15 protein-coding genes and 1 riboswitch are annotated in these 13,837 nt (G+C 68.3%); of the genes, 4 read left to right on the top strand and 11 right to left on the bottom strand.

Going from position 1 to position 13,837, the window contains the following annotated elements; all coding sequences use genetic code 11:
- Positions 1-65: 65 nt before the first annotated feature.
- Together MZV50_RS09560 and MZV50_RS09555 are read left to right on the top strand one after the other, a co-directional pair.
- Positions 66-452, top strand: a complete 387-nt coding sequence (locus MZV50_RS09560) for a VOC family protein (protein ID WP_252634234.1) — start codon at positions 66-68, stop codon at positions 450-452.
- Between the two features lie 7 nt (positions 453-459).
- On the top strand, positions 460-1,500 hold the full coding sequence (locus tag MZV50_RS09555; RefSeq protein ID WP_252634232.1) for a ThuA domain-containing protein: 1,041 nt from the start codon (positions 460-462) through the stop codon (positions 1,498-1,500).
- Here the strand turns inward: MZV50_RS09555 and MZV50_RS09550 are convergent.
- From MZV50_RS09550 to MZV50_RS09505, 10 genes are all read right to left on the bottom strand, one after another.
- On the bottom strand, positions 1,497-2,057 hold the full coding sequence (locus tag MZV50_RS09550) for a DUF2239 family protein (RefSeq protein WP_252634231.1): 561 nt from the start codon (positions 2,055-2,057) through the stop codon (positions 1,497-1,499). The two genes, MZV50_RS09555 and MZV50_RS09550, sit on opposite strands and share 4 nt — an antisense overlap.
- Positions 2,057-2,392: a GIY-YIG nuclease family protein gene (locus MZV50_RS09545; RefSeq protein ID WP_252634230.1), complete on the bottom strand. Its 336-nt coding sequence runs from the start codon at positions 2,390-2,392 to the stop codon at positions 2,057-2,059. Before MZV50_RS09545 ends, MZV50_RS09550 begins: the two co-directional genes overlap by 1 nt.
- A 72-nt stretch (positions 2,393-2,464) precedes the next feature.
- Positions 2,465-2,854, bottom strand: a complete 390-nt coding sequence (locus tag MZV50_RS09540; RefSeq protein WP_252634228.1) for a hypothetical protein — start codon at positions 2,852-2,854, stop codon at positions 2,465-2,467.
- Between the two features lie 99 nt (positions 2,855-2,953).
- Entirely contained in the window at positions 2,954-5,719 is a 2,766-nt protein-coding gene (locus MZV50_RS09535; RefSeq protein WP_252634226.1) for a TonB-dependent receptor, read from the bottom strand.
- 331 nt (positions 5,720-6,050) lie between these two features.
- Positions 6,051-6,404 carry a DUF1428 domain-containing protein gene (locus MZV50_RS09530; RefSeq protein WP_252634224.1) on the bottom strand — a complete coding sequence of 118 codons (354 nt, stop codon included), beginning with the start codon at positions 6,402-6,404 and terminating at the stop codon, positions 6,051-6,053.
- Between the two features lie 65 nt (positions 6,405-6,469).
- Positions 6,470-7,843, bottom strand: a complete 1,374-nt coding sequence (locus tag MZV50_RS09525; RefSeq protein WP_252634222.1) for a S41 family peptidase — start codon at positions 7,841-7,843, stop codon at positions 6,470-6,472.
- A gap of 46 nt (positions 7,844-7,889) precedes the next feature.
- Positions 7,890-9,728, bottom strand: a complete 1,839-nt coding sequence (gene thiC / locus MZV50_RS09520; protein ID WP_252634220.1) for a phosphomethylpyrimidine synthase ThiC — start codon at positions 9,726-9,728, stop codon at positions 7,890-7,892.
- Positions 9,729-9,801: 73 nt separating this feature from the next.
- Positions 9,802-9,907: riboswitch (TPP riboswitch) on the bottom strand.
- A gap of 39 nt (positions 9,908-9,946) precedes the next feature.
- Positions 9,947-10,795: a KPN_02809 family neutral zinc metallopeptidase gene (gene ypfJ / locus MZV50_RS09515; RefSeq protein ID WP_252634219.1), complete on the bottom strand. Its 849-nt coding sequence runs from the start codon at positions 10,793-10,795 to the stop codon at positions 9,947-9,949.
- A 15-nt stretch (positions 10,796-10,810) separates the two neighbouring features.
- The gene (locus MZV50_RS09510) at positions 10,811-11,206 is read right to left on the bottom strand and encodes a hypothetical protein (RefSeq protein WP_252634218.1); all 396 of its coding nucleotides are present in this window, start codon (positions 11,204-11,206) and stop codon (positions 10,811-10,813) included.
- Between the two features lie 38 nt (positions 11,207-11,244).
- Entirely contained in the window at positions 11,245-11,805 is a 561-nt protein-coding gene (locus MZV50_RS09505) for a tetratricopeptide repeat protein (protein WP_252634217.1), read from the bottom strand.
- A gap of 145 nt (positions 11,806-11,950) precedes the next feature.
- Here MZV50_RS09505 and MZV50_RS09500 point away from each other — a divergent pair, with 145 nt between their 5' ends.
- Together MZV50_RS09500 and MZV50_RS09495 are read left to right on the top strand one after the other, a co-directional pair.
- On the top strand, positions 11,951-12,949 hold the full coding sequence (locus MZV50_RS09500) for a D-cysteine desulfhydrase (RefSeq protein ID WP_252634216.1): 999 nt from the start codon (positions 11,951-11,953) through the stop codon (positions 12,947-12,949).
- Positions 12,949-13,623 (top strand): aspartate/glutamate racemase family protein, encoded by a 675-nt coding sequence (locus tag MZV50_RS09495; RefSeq protein ID WP_252634215.1) that lies wholly within the window; start codon positions 12,949-12,951, stop codon positions 13,621-13,623. Before MZV50_RS09500 ends, MZV50_RS09495 begins: the two co-directional genes overlap by 1 nt.
- 10 nt (positions 13,624-13,633) lie before the next feature.
- Here the strand turns inward: MZV50_RS09495 and MZV50_RS09490 are convergent, their stop codons facing one another.
- Positions 13,634-13,816, bottom strand: coding sequence for a hypothetical protein (locus MZV50_RS09490; protein ID WP_252634214.1), 183 nt, complete (start codon positions 13,814-13,816; stop codon positions 13,634-13,636).
- Positions 13,817-13,837 lie beyond the last annotated feature (21 nt).

Genomic DNA, 13,837 nt, shown 5'->3' with positions numbered 1-13,837 from the left:
AAAACGCCGACGCTGACAACCGCCTGACGCATGCTATGCAGTCAGCGCCCAATACGGAGTCGCAAATGGCCCGCCGCGTCGCCCTCGTGTCCCTGCTCGTCGCCGACTACGACGAGGCGATCGCCTTCTATGTCGGCAAGCTGGGCTTCACGCTGGTGGAAGACACCGAGATGGGCCACGGCAAGCGCTGGGTGGTGGTCTCGCCGGGCAGTGACGGCACGAACTTCCTGCTGGCCCAGGCGGTCGGCGACCAGGCCCGGGCGATCGGCCAGCAGGGCGGCGGCCGCGTCTGGCTGTTCCTGCACACCGACGACTTCGCCGGCGACCACGCCCGCATGACCGCCGCCGGCGTCACCTTCCTGGAGGAGCCCCGCCACGAAGCCTACGGCACGGTGGCGGTGTTCGAGGACCTTTCCGGCAATCGCTGGGACCTTCTGCAACCCAAGAGCTGAGATCAAGATGGCCCGCTTGCCGACCCTCATCGCGGCGCTCGCCGCGCTTTGCCTGCCGCTCGCCGCCCAGGCTGGTCCTGCCAAGATCCGCCTGCTGTATCTCGACCAATCGGTGGGCTTCGTGCACCGGCCCGTCGCGCGGCCCCAGAACAGCAACGGACCATCTCCCTCCGAGATCGCCCTCGCCGAGATCGCCGCCAAGACCGGCGCCTTCACCGTCGAGTCCACCCAGGACGCCCGCACGATCACGCCGGAGAAGCTCAAGGACGTCGACGTCCTGGCCTTCTACACCACCGGAGAGCTGCCGATTTCGGCCGAAAACTGGGCCGCGATCCAGGCCTGGGTCGCGAGCGGCAAAGGCGGGTTCATCGGCCTGCACAGCTCGACCGACACCCATTGGGACTACACGGGTCCTGGCCAGACCTACACCGCCTTCATCAACGGCAAGTTCGCGGGCCATCCGTGGACGCAGGGCACGCCGATCACCGTCCAGGCTCTGGGTGGAAAGGACCCGCTCACCGCCGCCTGGCCGGCCCGCTTCGCCTATGCCGAGGAAATCTATCAGTACTCAGACTATGACCCCGCCAAGGTTCGTGCGTTGCAGGCCCTGGACTTCACCGAGACGGCGCTGAAGCGTCCCTGGTTCGTGCCGATCACCTGGACCCGCCAGATCGGCCAGGGCCGCCTCTACCACACCAATCTGGGCCACACGCCCAGCACCTGGGACGACCCGCGCTATCGCGCCCAACTGGTCGACGCCATCCGCTGGACGACCCACCGCGCGCCGGGGTCGGCGAAGCCCAATCCTGACGAGCAAGCGCTGTGGGCGCTGCGCTCGCTGCTGGCCTATGACGGCCGTCCCAAGGCCGAGGTCGAGGCGCGAGTCGCCAAGCTGGCCAAGGCCGATCCGGCCTGGCTGCGCGACGCCGCCGCCCGCACCGCCGCCCTGCGTCCCCTGTGGCCGGCCAAGCCCGACAGCGACAAGGCCCCGTTCGAGGCGGCCTACAAGGCGGTGCTGGACGAAATCGTGGCCAAGTCCGGCGGTTAGTCCGCCCCGAAAGCCTCGGCGGCATAGGTGCGCAACTGGGCGGCGATGCCGGCCGGCCAGGCCTGGATCCGCGCTTCGAAGGCGGCGTCGTCGCCGGCGAACAGGGCCCGCATCGCCTCCTCGAAGCCCGGCAGGTCCCCGCCGATCGCCGAGGCGAAACGGTAGGCCGCCTCGCGCGCCGCACGGATGCGATCGGGACCTTCGCTTTCACGGCGGGCGGCCTCGACCAGCTTGCGCAGCGCCACCGACGCCCCGCCCGGCTGGCTGGCCAGCCAGTCCCAATGGCGCGGCAGCAGCGTCACTTCGCGGGACGTCACGCCCAGCTTGGGCCGCCCTCGCCCGCGCGGCGCTTCTTCGGGCGGCGCCAGCCGCGCGGACAGAGCCTCGGGCCCGCCGCTGAGGTCGAAGTCCACGCCCCGACCGTCCGGCCCGAAAATCAGGACGCCCGTCTCCCTCGCCAGCCGCTGGGCCGCCAGCGCCGCGTCCAGGCGCGAGCCGGCGGCCACGCGGTCCCGGCCGAGGAAAACCACGTAACGCCCGTTCTCGTTTTCCGGCATCACATCAGCCCCGTGGCGTTCAGCATCGCGATCCAGTGCTCGCGACGGTCCTTCAGTCGGCTGTCTCGCCCGAACCTGTCCAGCCCCTCGGTGTCTATCGCCTCGACCGCCTCGAACGCGAAGGCTTCAGGGCCGTGGGCGTTCCAGGCGGTCTGCAGGGTCTTCTCGCGATGCGAGCCCTGCCGGAGCGAGAACCAGACGCCGTTCTGTCGGGTCGAGAGATCCGGCGTCGCCCCGACCCAGGCCTGGCCGGTGACCTGGCAGTGCACGGCGTAGATCCCAGCCTCGACCTTGCGTTCCCTATAGGCGCGCAGCAGCGCCTTGCGTCCGGACATGACGACCTCTCAAGCGTTCTTGAGCGCGCCTTTTACCCGGATGAAATATGAAGTCAATAATATCCGGGTAAATTACCCTTGAGCCGCCGGCCGGTAGGCGATGTAACCCCGCTCGACCATGCGCCGCGTGGCCTCGTAGACCGCCGACAGCTCGTCATAGGCCGCGCGAAGGTGGGCCAGGCGCGCGACCTGAGCCTCGGAGAGGGTGGTTCCCGCCTCGGTCATCGCCGCGGCCTCGGCCACCCACTTGGCGCGGGCGGTGGCGGCGGCGACGGCCAGGCGCTGGAAGCGTTCGGCGTCGACATGAGCGACGGTCGCGCCCAGCACCGCCTTGTTCGAGGCGAAGGCGGTGTAGTCGATCTGCTCGAGATAGCCGCGCAGCCGTCGCTGGACCTGCGGATCGACGTCGCTGGGCTCGAAGTGGTCGCCCACGCGGCGGGTGCTGGATGTCATGATCGCCATGACGGTCTCCGATCCGGCCAAGACAGGCCGTTTGGGAAAAGAAGCCTGCGCCCGACAGCTTAAGGACGGGTTAGCCCTGCCGACCCGTCCAGCGCGCCCTTAGCTGAGCAACTTGCGGAAGCTGATCCGCACCGTGCGGCCCAGCGGATCCAGATAGTCCTTCTGATAGGCCTGGGGCGTGACGCCGTTCTGGTCGCGGACCGTTTGCTTGGCGTCCAGCAGGTTCTCGAAGTTCAGCGACACTTGCGCGCCCTTCAGGATCGGGAACTTGTCGACCGCCTTCTTGCGCGCGGGGACGCTGAAGTTGGCGAAGACGTTCACGCCCACGGTGGCCAGATCTGAGAAGTACAGGGTCTGGCCGCCGGTCGCGCCGCCGTCCACCCAGGTCGAGGCCTTCCAGGTTCCGTTGAAACGCATGCCCAGGCCGTCCTTGAAGTAGCCGCCCTGGACCTGGACCTCGTGCCGCGCCTGGCCGGCGCGCGCGCTGATCGCCGCGCCGTCCAGCTGGTCCAGCACCGGCAGGCCCTTGCGGATGGTCAGCTCATCGGTCAGCCGCCAGGTGTGGTAGACCGACAGCTGGAACAGGCCCTGCCCAGGCCGCATCATGCCCATCGGCGGACCACCGCCGCCCGGACCACCGCCGGGCCCGCCCGGACCGCCGCCACCGCCGCCTGGAGGGCCACCGAAGCGCATGCCGCCTCCACCGCCGGGGCCGCCTGGGCCACCACCGAAACGACCCCGCCCCATCGCGCCCGGCGTCGGCTTGCCGATCGGCTTGAACAAGTTGAAGCCCCAGCGGATGTTCTCGCTCTCGGCGCTGGCGAAGTTCACCGGCCGGGCGTCGATCGCCAGCAGGCGGCCAGTGGAATCGCGCGTGAAGCGATCGGGGAACGCCGCCTCCAGGTCCGGGGTGATCGCCGGGAACGCGGCGATCATGTTCTTGGTCTCGGACCGCGTGTAGGTGACGTTGAAGGTCAGCTCGACCTTGTCGATCGGCTTGTAGTTCACGCCCAGCTTCTGGACCTGGCGATTGTCGTTGCGCAGAGCGGCGTTGCCGCCGTCGGTGCGGGTGATCAACACCGTCTGGCCGGTCGTGAAGTCGAACACCGAGACGTTCGGGGTCACCACCAGCGGGTCGTTGATCTGGTTGGTGGTCGGCGCGCCCTCTTCGTCGGTGTAGCTGGCGATGAAGCTGATCTTCTTGATCGGGCTCCAGTTCAGGCCGCCGCCCAGGGTGGTCAGCCCGCCCAGGTCCGACAAGTCGTCATAGCCGAGGTTGACGTTGACCGAGAGGTCGCCAGCCTTGGCCAGGAAGTCCTGGCGCGTGCTGGTCAGCGGCAGGTTGAAGCTGCCCTGGAAGCTCTCGGTGGTGCGGGTGATGTCGCGCGTCGTCGTCACGCCGGAACGGACCGTCTTGGAGTCCAGGCCCCTGCTGTTGGCGCCGACCTTGACCGTGGTCTGCAGAGGACCGGCCGGCAGCTGGAACAGGTTGCCGTTCAGCACCAGCTCGGCGCTGGCGGAGGTCGAGACCGAGTGGGCCGTGTCCGCCGCGGCAGTCTTGTACAGGCTGCTCGAAATGGCGCCGAACGGATTGACCGTCGGGTCGCCGGCCGCGACCGCCGCCTGGAAGGCCGAGGCGTCCAGGCCCCTCCCGGTCGTGGTGTCGGTCTTGGTGCGGTCGAAGTCGCCGGTCAGGTTCCAGCGCCAGTCCTTGAACCGACCGTTGGCGGCGGCGCTGAGCTGGGTGCGCAGCGTGTCGACGTCCCGCGCCATCGTGCCCGCCGCATTGATGTAGCGATAGCCGGTCACGGTGTTGGCGAACGGCGAAAACGGACTGGCGGACGGCAGGGTGAAGGTCACGCCCGGCAAACCCAGCAGCGCGTGGCTGCTGGTGTCTTCCAGGTTGCCGCTGACGGTCAACTGGGTCTGCTTGTTGAGGTCGCGGCTGTAGGAACCGCGCAGCGTGGCCTTGTCGGAACGCGAGATCAGCGAGCGGTCTCGGGTCAGATCACCGGTGTTGTAGGCGTTGGCGTTCGCGGCGTAATCGGCCAGGCTGGCCTTGCCGGCCTGGGTCGCGACGGGCGCGCCGGCGAAGGTCACCGCGCCGCCCGCCAGGGCCGAGAGCGCGGGATCGATCTCACCGCCGTTTAGCCCGCTGATATTGCCAACCAGGTCGAACGGCTGGCCGTTCGGCGCGCGGACGATGTCGCGATCCTTCTCCAGCAGATAGGGGTCGTGCGACAGCTGGACGTCGAGGTTCCAGCGCCGGTCGCCATTGATATGCACCCGGTTGCCGCCGGCGCCAGGCGCCACGCGGCCGCCGTCGGTCGCGACGGTCGCCTGGGCCTGGGCCATCAGGGCGTTGTAGTTCTTCTTCAGGATGATGTTCACGACCCGCTGGTCGGCCTTGTAGCCGTAACTGAGCGCGACCTCCTCCGGCAGGATCTGGAAGCGCTCGATGGCTTCCGGCGGCACGCCCTGGATCTCTTGGAAGCCCGAGATACGGCGACCGTTGACCAACAGCACTGGCCCGCCGCTGCTATCGCGGCCGCGCGTGCTGGTGGTCTGCGGGGTCAGCATGGTCAGCAGCTCGCCGATGCTGGCGGCGCCGAAGCTCTGGATCTCGGCCTCGTTCAGCTCGATCTCGGGCTCGATATTGCCCTCGACCTTGCCACGCGGATCGGCCTGGATGGTCAGGCCCTCGACCTCGTTGGGTCCCTCATCCTTGACCTGCGGCTTCTTCTGGTCGTCCTCGGCGACCACCTCGGGTGGAGTCGCCAAGGACGCCGGCGACGCCGAAGCGGCGGCCGTCGGGTCGAGCGCGGCGGCGGCCAGCCCGTACAGAAGGATGGTCGAAAGGGTCATTCAGGCCCACGAAAACACGAGTGACGGAAGACCCCGGCCCTTGCCGGCGCCAACGCTGAGTTGTCGCTCTTACGAGGCCGCGCCTCGCGTCGCAACGCCCCCCGGCGCCAAGACAAGGCAATGCAGCATAAAGCGCACACTGGTGTGTCTTCTAACGCCGCTATCTCGGGGAAGCGTTGAATTATCGTCACATTCTGGATGACGACATGTTGTCACGGAAATGATGTTACAAATGGGAAACAAACTGAGCCTTAAGGCGCGCGACGCGCCGGAGCAGCCAGATCGGTCGTCGCCCGGCGGACCGGCCGCCAGGCGACACAACCTGAACGGGCTACTTTTCCAAGAAGGGCTGGAAGCCGCCGAAGATCATCCGCTTACCGTCGAACGGCATGTCGGCCATGTAGGCCTTGAGGCGTTCGTCTGCCATGACCTTGGCGTTGATCTCGTCGCGGCTGGCGCGATCCTTGTAGGTGATCCACGAGAAGATCACGATCTCGTCGTCCTTGACCTGCACCGCGCGCGGGAACGAGGTGACCTCGCCATACGGAACGTCGTCGGCGACGCATTCCACGTACGACAGCGCGCCGTACTCCATCCAGACCTCGGCCCCCAGGCGGGCCATCTCCTTGTAAGCGTCCAGCTTGTCCTTGGGCACGGGCACCAGGAAACCGTCGACATAGGCCATGATGTTCCTCCTCTGATCGTCGTTGACGGATCAAGGACGTCCGACCAGCCCCGGTTCCGACAGGCCTAGCGCGCTTCGGCGCGGATTTTCGCCATCAGCGCCTGGATGGCCTTGGCGTGGCCACCATTCAGGTCATTGGCGGGAAAGACGTCCAGCGGCATGTCGGGCGCCAGCCCCCTGCCCTCCATGTCCTCTCCCTTGGGACCCTTGTAGAGCTCGGCCGGAAGGGCCAGAGCCCAGCCGTTCGGCAAGGGCTTGGGCAACTGATCCGAGAAGGCGCCGCGCGTGGTCATTCCGACCTGCTTCACGTTGGGCAGGGCCTTCATCATCAGGGCGAAGGTCTCGCCGGCGCTGACCGTGACGTCGCTGGTGACCAGATAGACGGGCCCCGTGAACCGCGGACCGCCGGCCGGCTCGACCCGCAGCGGCTGCGGCGGCGCCTTGGCCCCGACCGCGACCTTCGAATAGGCCAGCTGGGGCTGGTCGGCGAAGCGCGCCGCGATCCGGGCGCTTATGGTGTCGTAGCCGCCCCGGTTGTTGCTGACGTCGACGATCACCGCCTTGGCGCCGGCGAAGGCGGCCATGGCCTCGTCCAGCACCGCGTCCAGCGGCCGGGGATCGTCCGGCGCGGCGTTGCGGGCGAAGGCGCCCATGGTCACCAGGTTCAGATAGCCGATGTCGTCGACACGGCCCCAGAAGACGCGGTTGTTGGCCGCCTGCCGCCCACGCCCTTGCAGCACCTGGGTTAGGACGCCCTCGCGATAGGCCTGCAGCCAGGCCTTCTCGTCACCGGCCGGATCGGCCGCGTGAACGCGGATCAGGGTCGGCGGGTCGCCGGGCTCCAGGTCGCGGCGCGCCCCATCCACCATGCCGTGCAGCTCGACATGAGGATCATCCAGACCGGCCAGCAGGCCCGACAGCGCCGTCCATAGCTGGACGTCCGTCGCGGTGGGCGAGACCTTGGCCAGGGCCTCGGCCTTGCGCACCTTCCAGTCCAGACCCCGCTCGGTCGAGCGGGGATAGACCTCGGCGAAGGTGTCGGCGGCGAAGGCGACGATGCGGTCGGGCGTCCACGCGGCCGCCGCGATGCAGGGGGTGGGCAAGTTCGGCAGACGATCGAACAGATAGCGCGTGCCGGACGGGTCGCCGGTCAGGGTGATGGTCCCCTGCCCCTCCGACCGCCACAGCGTCATGACGCCGTCGGGGTCGGGCTCGCGACGCGGATCGGGGTAGCAGCCCTCGCCGGCGGCCTGAAACAGCTGAGCGCCGTCCGGCCCGAACTGCACGATCCAGCCATAGCCGCGCGACTTCCAGGCCCCGCGCAGCTCGGCCGCCACCATTCCGCCCTTGGCCTGGACCGGCCAGAACGGACTTTCGGCGAAAGCCGGCGCGGCGATGGCGAGACTGGCGACGGCCGCTAGGAGACTCAGGCGTTTCATGGCGCGACGGTGAAGATGTCCCCGCCGCCGCGCCAGTGAAATCGGCCTACTCCGTCTTCAGATAGATCTCCGAGCCCTGTTCCTTGAACTTCTCGCTCATCTCGGCCATGCCCAGTTCGGTGCTGTTGGGCGCCTTGCCGGCCGCGAAGTCGCGGACTTCCTGGCTGATCTTCATCGAGCAGAACTTGGGGCCGCACATCGAGCAGAAGTGGGCGGTCTTGTGCGCCTCCTTCGGCAGGGTCTCGTCGTGGAACTTGCGGGCGGTCTCCGGATCCAGGCCCAGGTTGAACTGGTCCTCCCAGCGGAACTCGAAGCGCGCGCGGCTGATGGCGTCGTCCCACATCGCCGCGCCCGGGTGGCCCTTGGCGAGGTCGGCGGCATGGGCGGCCAGCTTGTAGGTGATGACGCCGGTCTTGACGTCGTCGCGGTCGGGCAGGCCCAGGTGCTCCTTGGGCGTAACGTAGCAGAGCATCGCCGTGCCGAACCAGCCGATCATCGCCGCGCCGATGGCCGAGGTGATGTGGTCGTAGCCAGGGGCGATGTCCGTGGTCAACGGGCCGAGGGTGTAGAAGGGGGCCTCGTGGCAGTGCTTCAGCTGCTCGTCCATGTTGGCCTTGATCTTGTGCATGGCCACGTGGCCAGGCCCCTCGATCATCACCTGGACACCGTGGTTCCAGGCGACCTTGGTCAGTTCGCCCAGGGTGCGCAGCTCCGAGAACTGGGCCTCGTCGTTGGCGTCGGCGGTCGAGCCCGGTCGCAAGCCATCGCCCAGCGAGAACGACACGTCGTAGGCGCGCATGATCTCGCAGATGTCCTCGAAGCGCTCGTAGAGGAAGTTCTCCTTGTGGTGGGCCAGGCACCACTTGGCCATGATCGAGCCGCCGCGCGAGACGATGCCGGTCACGCGCTTGGCCGTCATCGGGATGAACGGCAGGCGCACGCCGGCGTGGATCGTGAAGTAGTCGACGCCCTGCTCGCACTGCTCGATCAGGGTATCGCGGAACACCTCCCAGTTCAGGTCCTCGGCCACGCCGTTGACCTTCTCCAGCGCCTGGTAGATCGGCACCGTGCCGATCGGCACCGAGCTGTTGCGAATGATCCAGTCGCGGATGTTGTGGATGTTGCGGCCGGTCGACAGGTCCATGACCGTGTCGGCGCCCCAGCGCGTAGCCCAGACCAGCTTGTCGACCTCGTCGGCGACGGTGGAGAGCACCGCCGAATTGCCGATGTTGGCGTTGATCTTGACCAGGAAATTGCGGCCGATCGCCATCGGCTCCAGCTCGCCGTGGTTGATGTTGGCCGGGATGATGGCGCGGCCGCGGGCCACTTCCTGGCGCACGAACTCGGGCGTCACGAAGTCGGGGATCGAAGCGCCGAAGTCCTCGCCGTCGCGCACGCACGGGCGGTCCTGCTCGCGGCGCAGGTTCTCGCGGATGGCGACATATTCCATCTCGGCCGTGATGATCCCGGCCCGGGCGTATTCCAGCTGGGTGACCAGCTTGCCCGGCTTGGCGCGATAGATCGTGCGGCTCTGGTCGGGAAACTCCGGCGCCAGGTGCTTGCCCTGAGCGAAGCCGTTGTCCTCGGGTTTGACCTGGCGGGGATCGGCGACGATCTCGACGTCGCCGCGCGCCACGACGAAGGCCTCGCGGGTGCGCGGCAGGCCCTTCTCGATGTCGATGCTGACGGTCGGGTCGCTGTAGGGGCCCGAGGGATCGTAGATCGTCACCGGCGGCTCGTTGGCCGACGGGTGTACGGCCACCTCGCGGAACGGCACGCGCAGCTCGGGAAACAGCGCGCCGGCCTGGTAGACCTTGCGCGAACCGGGGATCGGGCCGGTCGAGATCGTCTCGGCCACGGATTTGATGGTCGTCTGGATGTTCATAGTCGGGCGCTCCTTCGGCTTCGAGGAGACCCGGACGTGTCGCGCTTAAGTCGGTTTACGGACGGACGATGAGCCCTGATCCGCGTTCCCTCCCTTCGCCGGCATGACCCGGATCAGGTTCTACGGGTCAGGGCCGAAACCCAATCTCAGCCGCGCGAGCGACCCCCCGGTGAACAATGGGCGGACACTAGTCCGACTTTGACCTGGGTCAAGCGGGGCTAGAGCCGAGACGCCGAAAAGGTGTCGCAGGCGTTGGGGTCACCCTGGTCGTAGCCGCGGGTGAACCAGCGCATGCGCTGGGCGCTGGTGCCGTGGGTGAAGCTGTCGGGCACGACCTGGCCCTGCGAGCGCTTCTGGATGGTGTCGTCGCCGACCGCCGCCGCCGCGCCCAGGCCGTCCTGGATGTCGGCGCGATTGATGACGATCCGGCCGCCCGAGGCGTCGCCCGCGTGCGCGGCCCAGACGCCGGCGTAGCAGTCGGCCTGCAGCTCCAGCCGCACCGAGCCGCTCTCCTCGCCCCGTGCGCCCAGCCGGCGGGCCTGCTGGTCGGCGCCCAGCAGATGCTGCACGTGGTGACCGATCTCATGGCTGATGACATAGGCGCGGGCGAAGTCGCCCTTGGCGCCGAAGCGGCTCTCCAACTCCTGCCAGAACGACAGGTCCAGATAGACCTTCTGGTCGGCCGGGCAATAGAACGGGCCCATGGCCGACTGGCCCGTGCCGCAGCCGGTGCCGGTGGCCTGCTTGTAGAGGACGATCGCCTCGGGCGGCCGGTAGTCGACACCTTCGTTGCGGAAGATCGGCGACCAGACCTCGCGGTTCGAGGTCTCGATAACGTCGACGAACTGGCCTTCCTTGTCGCTGACCTCGCCGCGCGCCCCCTCCTGCTGGGCGGGCTGCTGCAAGCCCTGGGTCGCCTCCATGGTCGTGCGCGGATCGATGCCGAACACGAAATAGCCGATGGCGGCCAGCACCACCGCGCCGATACCGCCGCCGGCGATGCCGACGGGCCCCAGACCGCGCCGATCCTCGATGTTGCCGGACCGACGGCCGCCTTGCCACTCCATGAGCGTTCCTCGTCTCTAGCGTTGTTTCGGTTCGCTCGCCGGCCGGATGGCCCGCATGCGCGCATTGCTCTCGGCCAGGGCCGCCTGGGTCAGGCGGTCCAGTTGGCTGGCCGAAGCCGACAGCTCGGCGTCACGCCGATCCGGCGACTCGATCACGCGAGCCGGCGGGATGGTCAAAGACCGGGCGTCCGGCGCGGTTCGCTGGGCGTCCAGCGCGCGCAGCCTCGCCGCGCTGGCGGCCTGCTCACGCGCGTTCGACGCCTCGATCTGGTTGGCCAGCAGGTCGCGCCGGACGTCCTCCAAGGCGTGGGCGGCGGCGTTGCGAGCCTGCAGCGCGCGCAGGTCCTGGGCCCCCGCGACGCCGCCCAGCGCCGCCAAGCTGACCGACAACAGTAGAACGCCACGCCGCATCAGGCACACCTCGTGATGGGCCCGACGACGTGGAGCGTTCAGGGCCGCTTGACCGTGAAACGCGCGAGTTCGGTCTTCGGCGCCACCCAGTCGGGCTTCAGCGCGGAGGCCCGCGAATAGTCCTTGTAGGCCGCCGTCAGGTCGCCCAGGCCCTCATTGGCCAGGCCCCGGTTGAAGAAGGCCTTCTCCGGGTCCTTGACCCCCAGCGCCAGGCCCTTGTCGATCTGCTCGACGCCTTCGCCATAGCGTTCTTCGCCGACGAAGGTGGCGCCGCGGTTCACATAGGCCTCGCCCAGGTTGGGATCGATACTCGAGGCCTGGTCGAAGTCGGCGCGGGCGGCGCCGAACTGGCGCTGTCGCATCTGCAGGACGCCACGGTTCACATAGGTGCGGGCGCGGTCGCGGAAGTTCAGGGTCTCGACTTCGAGAGCCGTTGTACAGGCCAGCACCGCGCGGCTGTCCTCTCGGCCTTTCAAGGCGGCGTCGGAACATTCCTGGGCCGCGCCACTGCCGATGATCAGGGTTGAAGCTTCCGTCGCACCGGCAAAGGACAGAAGCGCCGCCGCGCCCAGCGCGGCGAGCGGGATCGCTCGGGTCATGTCGTCCTCCCTGGAGCCGGACGTACGTGCGCCGGCTCTCGATGGGGCATCATACCACCACTCGTCCGGATACGCTCGCGCCCACTACAGGGCGTGCTAACAGAGACGGCGACTCCGTAAGGGCTCCAGTTCCAAGGATTTTGGCATGCATCTCGCTCGCTTTCCCCGCGCCCGCTTCGCCCACCTGCCGACGCCGCTGGAGCCCCTGCCCCGCCTGGGCGCGGAACTCGGGATCGACCTCTGGGTCAAGCGCGACGACTGCACGGGTCTGGCGGGCGGCGGCAACAAGACCCGCAAGCTTGAGTTCCTGTTGGGCGAGGCCCTGGCCCAAGGCGCCGACACACTGGTGACGCAAGGCGCCGTCCAATCCAACCACGTCCGCCAGACCATCGCCGCTGGCGTCCGCTTTGGCCTGAAGACCGAGGTGATCCTGGAAGAGCGCACCGGCTCCAAGGCCGGCGACTACATCGGCAACGGCAATGTCCTGCTCGACAAGCTGATGGGTGCGGCGATCCGCTATGCCCCGGGCGGCGCGGACATGGTCGCCGAACTGGAGAGCACCGCCGAGAGCGTCCGCCAGCGCGGCGGCAAGCCCTATGTCATTCCCGGCGGCGGCTCGAACACGGTCGGCGCGCTGGGCTATGTCGACTGCGCCCGCGAACTGGTCGTGCAGGCCGACCAGATGGACCTGAAGATCGACCGCCTGGTCACCGCCACCGGCAGCGCCGGCACCCACGCGGGCCTGGTCGCCGGCTTCGCGGCCCTGTCGGTCGACATTCCGATCCTCGGCTTCGGCGTCCGCGCGCCCAAGCCCAAGCAGGAAGAGAACGTCTTCAACCTGGCGGTCGCCACCGCCGAGACGATCGGCGCGGCCGGCCGCGTCAGGCGCGAGGCCGTCGTCGCCAACTGCGACTATGTCGGCGAGGGCTATGGCCTGGTCGACCAGGGCGTGATCGACGCCCTGACCCTGGCGGCCCGGACCGAAGGCCTGCTGCTGGATCCCGTCTATTCGGGCAAGGCGATGAAGGGCCTGATCGATCAGGCTCGCAAGGGCGCGTTCAAGGGCCAACGGGTCGTCTTCCTGCACACGGGCGGCGCCCAGGGCCTGTTCGGCTATCAAAGCGTGCTGGAGCCCGCCCTCTGATGAGCAAGATCCTCGGAGTCTTGGGCGGCATGGGTCCGGCGGCGACCTTGGACTTCCTGGCCAAGCTGCAGGCCGCCACGCCGGTGAAGCGCGAGCAGGATCACCTGCGGGTGCTGGTCGACATCAATCCCAAGGTCCCCGACCGCAACGTCTCGACGTCCGATCCGGGCCCCGTGCTGGCGGCCATGGCCGCGGGGCTGCGCGACGGCGGGGCCCAGGTGCTGGCCATAGCCTGCAACACCGCCCACGCCTATGCCGAAGAGGTCCGCGCGTCGGGCCTGCCCCTCGTCGACATGCTGGAGACGGCGGGCCTGGCCGCCCAGGCCAAGAGCGCGAGCGTCGTCGGGGTGCTGGGCACCAGCCTGGCGCTGAGCCTCTATCGCGACCGCTTCTCGCACATGGGGCTGGAGGTGGTGATGCTGGACGACCACGAGCAGGTCGAGTTCATGGCCCTGCTCTATCGGATCAAGCAGGGCGACCTAGGCGGGGCCTCGCGCGAGACCATGGCCGCCCTGGCCCACCGTCTTGTCGGCAAGGGCGCGCAGAGCGTGGTGGCCGGCTGCACGGAGGTGCCGCTGGTGCTGTCGGCCTCGGACCTGTCGGTTCCGTTCCTGGATGCGACGGGAGAACTGGCCAAGCGTTGCGTGGCCGTGTGCCTGAGCCAGGCCCTCTAAAGCAGCGCGTCTAGCGCGTCAGCGTCGGGCGGGTCTCATCGGCGCAGGCCTCGAACATGCCCACCAGTGCCGCCACGCCGCGCGAGGCTCGCGCCATGCGCAGCAACGCCGCCCGCGCATGCGTGTTGTCGGCGATCTCGGCCTGTCGCTCGAGATGCTCGGCTTCGCTGAGATGGTGGCTTCGGTTTCCCATAACGTAAAGTTTTACAGAAGA

The organism is Caulobacter segnis, assembly GCF_023935105.1.
GTDB lineage: Bacteria > Pseudomonadota > Alphaproteobacteria > Caulobacterales > Caulobacteraceae > Caulobacter > Caulobacter segnis_B.
Note: the sequence above shows the minus strand (reverse complement) of the source record. Positions and strands in the feature narration are given on the sequence as shown.

Coding starts and splice junctions, on each gene's coding strand:
- MZV50_RS09560 (WP_252634234.1), top strand. CDS start 66: ATGGCCCGCCGCGTCGCCCTCGTGTCCCTGCTCGTCGCCGACTACGAC.
- MZV50_RS09555 (WP_252634232.1), top strand. CDS start 460: ATGGCCCGCTTGCCGACCCTCATCGCGGCGCTCGCCGCGCTTTGCCTG.
- MZV50_RS09550 (WP_252634231.1), bottom strand. CDS start 2,057: ATGCCGGAAAACGAGAACGGGCGTTACGTGGTTTTCCTCGGCCGGGAC.
- MZV50_RS09545 (WP_252634230.1), bottom strand. CDS start 2,392: ATGTCCGGACGCAAGGCGCTGCTGCGCGCCTATAGGGAACGCAAGGTC.
- MZV50_RS09540 (WP_252634228.1), bottom strand. CDS start 2,854: ATGGCGATCATGACATCCAGCACCCGCCGCGTGGGCGACCACTTCGAG.
- MZV50_RS09535 (WP_252634226.1), bottom strand. CDS start 5,719: ATGACCCTTTCGACCATCCTTCTGTACGGGCTGGCCGCCGCCGCGCTC.
- MZV50_RS09530 (WP_252634224.1), bottom strand. CDS start 6,404: ATGGCCTATGTCGACGGTTTCCTGGTGCCCGTGCCCAAGGACAAGCTG.
- MZV50_RS09525 (WP_252634222.1), bottom strand. CDS start 7,843: ATGAAACGCCTGAGTCTCCTAGCGGCCGTCGCCAGTCTCGCCATCGCC.
- thiC (WP_252634220.1), bottom strand. CDS start 9,728: ATGAACATCCAGACGACCATCAAATCCGTGGCCGAGACGATCTCGACC.
- ypfJ (WP_252634219.1), bottom strand. CDS start 10,795: ATGGAGTGGCAAGGCGGCCGTCGGTCCGGCAACATCGAGGATCGGCGC.
- MZV50_RS09510 (WP_252634218.1), bottom strand. CDS start 11,206: ATGCGGCGTGGCGTTCTACTGTTGTCGGTCAGCTTGGCGGCGCTGGGC.
- MZV50_RS09505 (WP_252634217.1), bottom strand. CDS start 11,805: ATGACCCGAGCGATCCCGCTCGCCGCGCTGGGCGCGGCGGCGCTTCTG.
- MZV50_RS09500 (WP_252634216.1), top strand. CDS start 11,951: ATGCATCTCGCTCGCTTTCCCCGCGCCCGCTTCGCCCACCTGCCGACG.
- MZV50_RS09495 (WP_252634215.1), top strand. CDS start 12,949: ATGAGCAAGATCCTCGGAGTCTTGGGCGGCATGGGTCCGGCGGCGACC.
- MZV50_RS09490 (WP_252634214.1), bottom strand. CDS start 13,816: ATGGGAAACCGAAGCCACCATCTCAGCGAAGCCGAGCATCTCGAGCGA.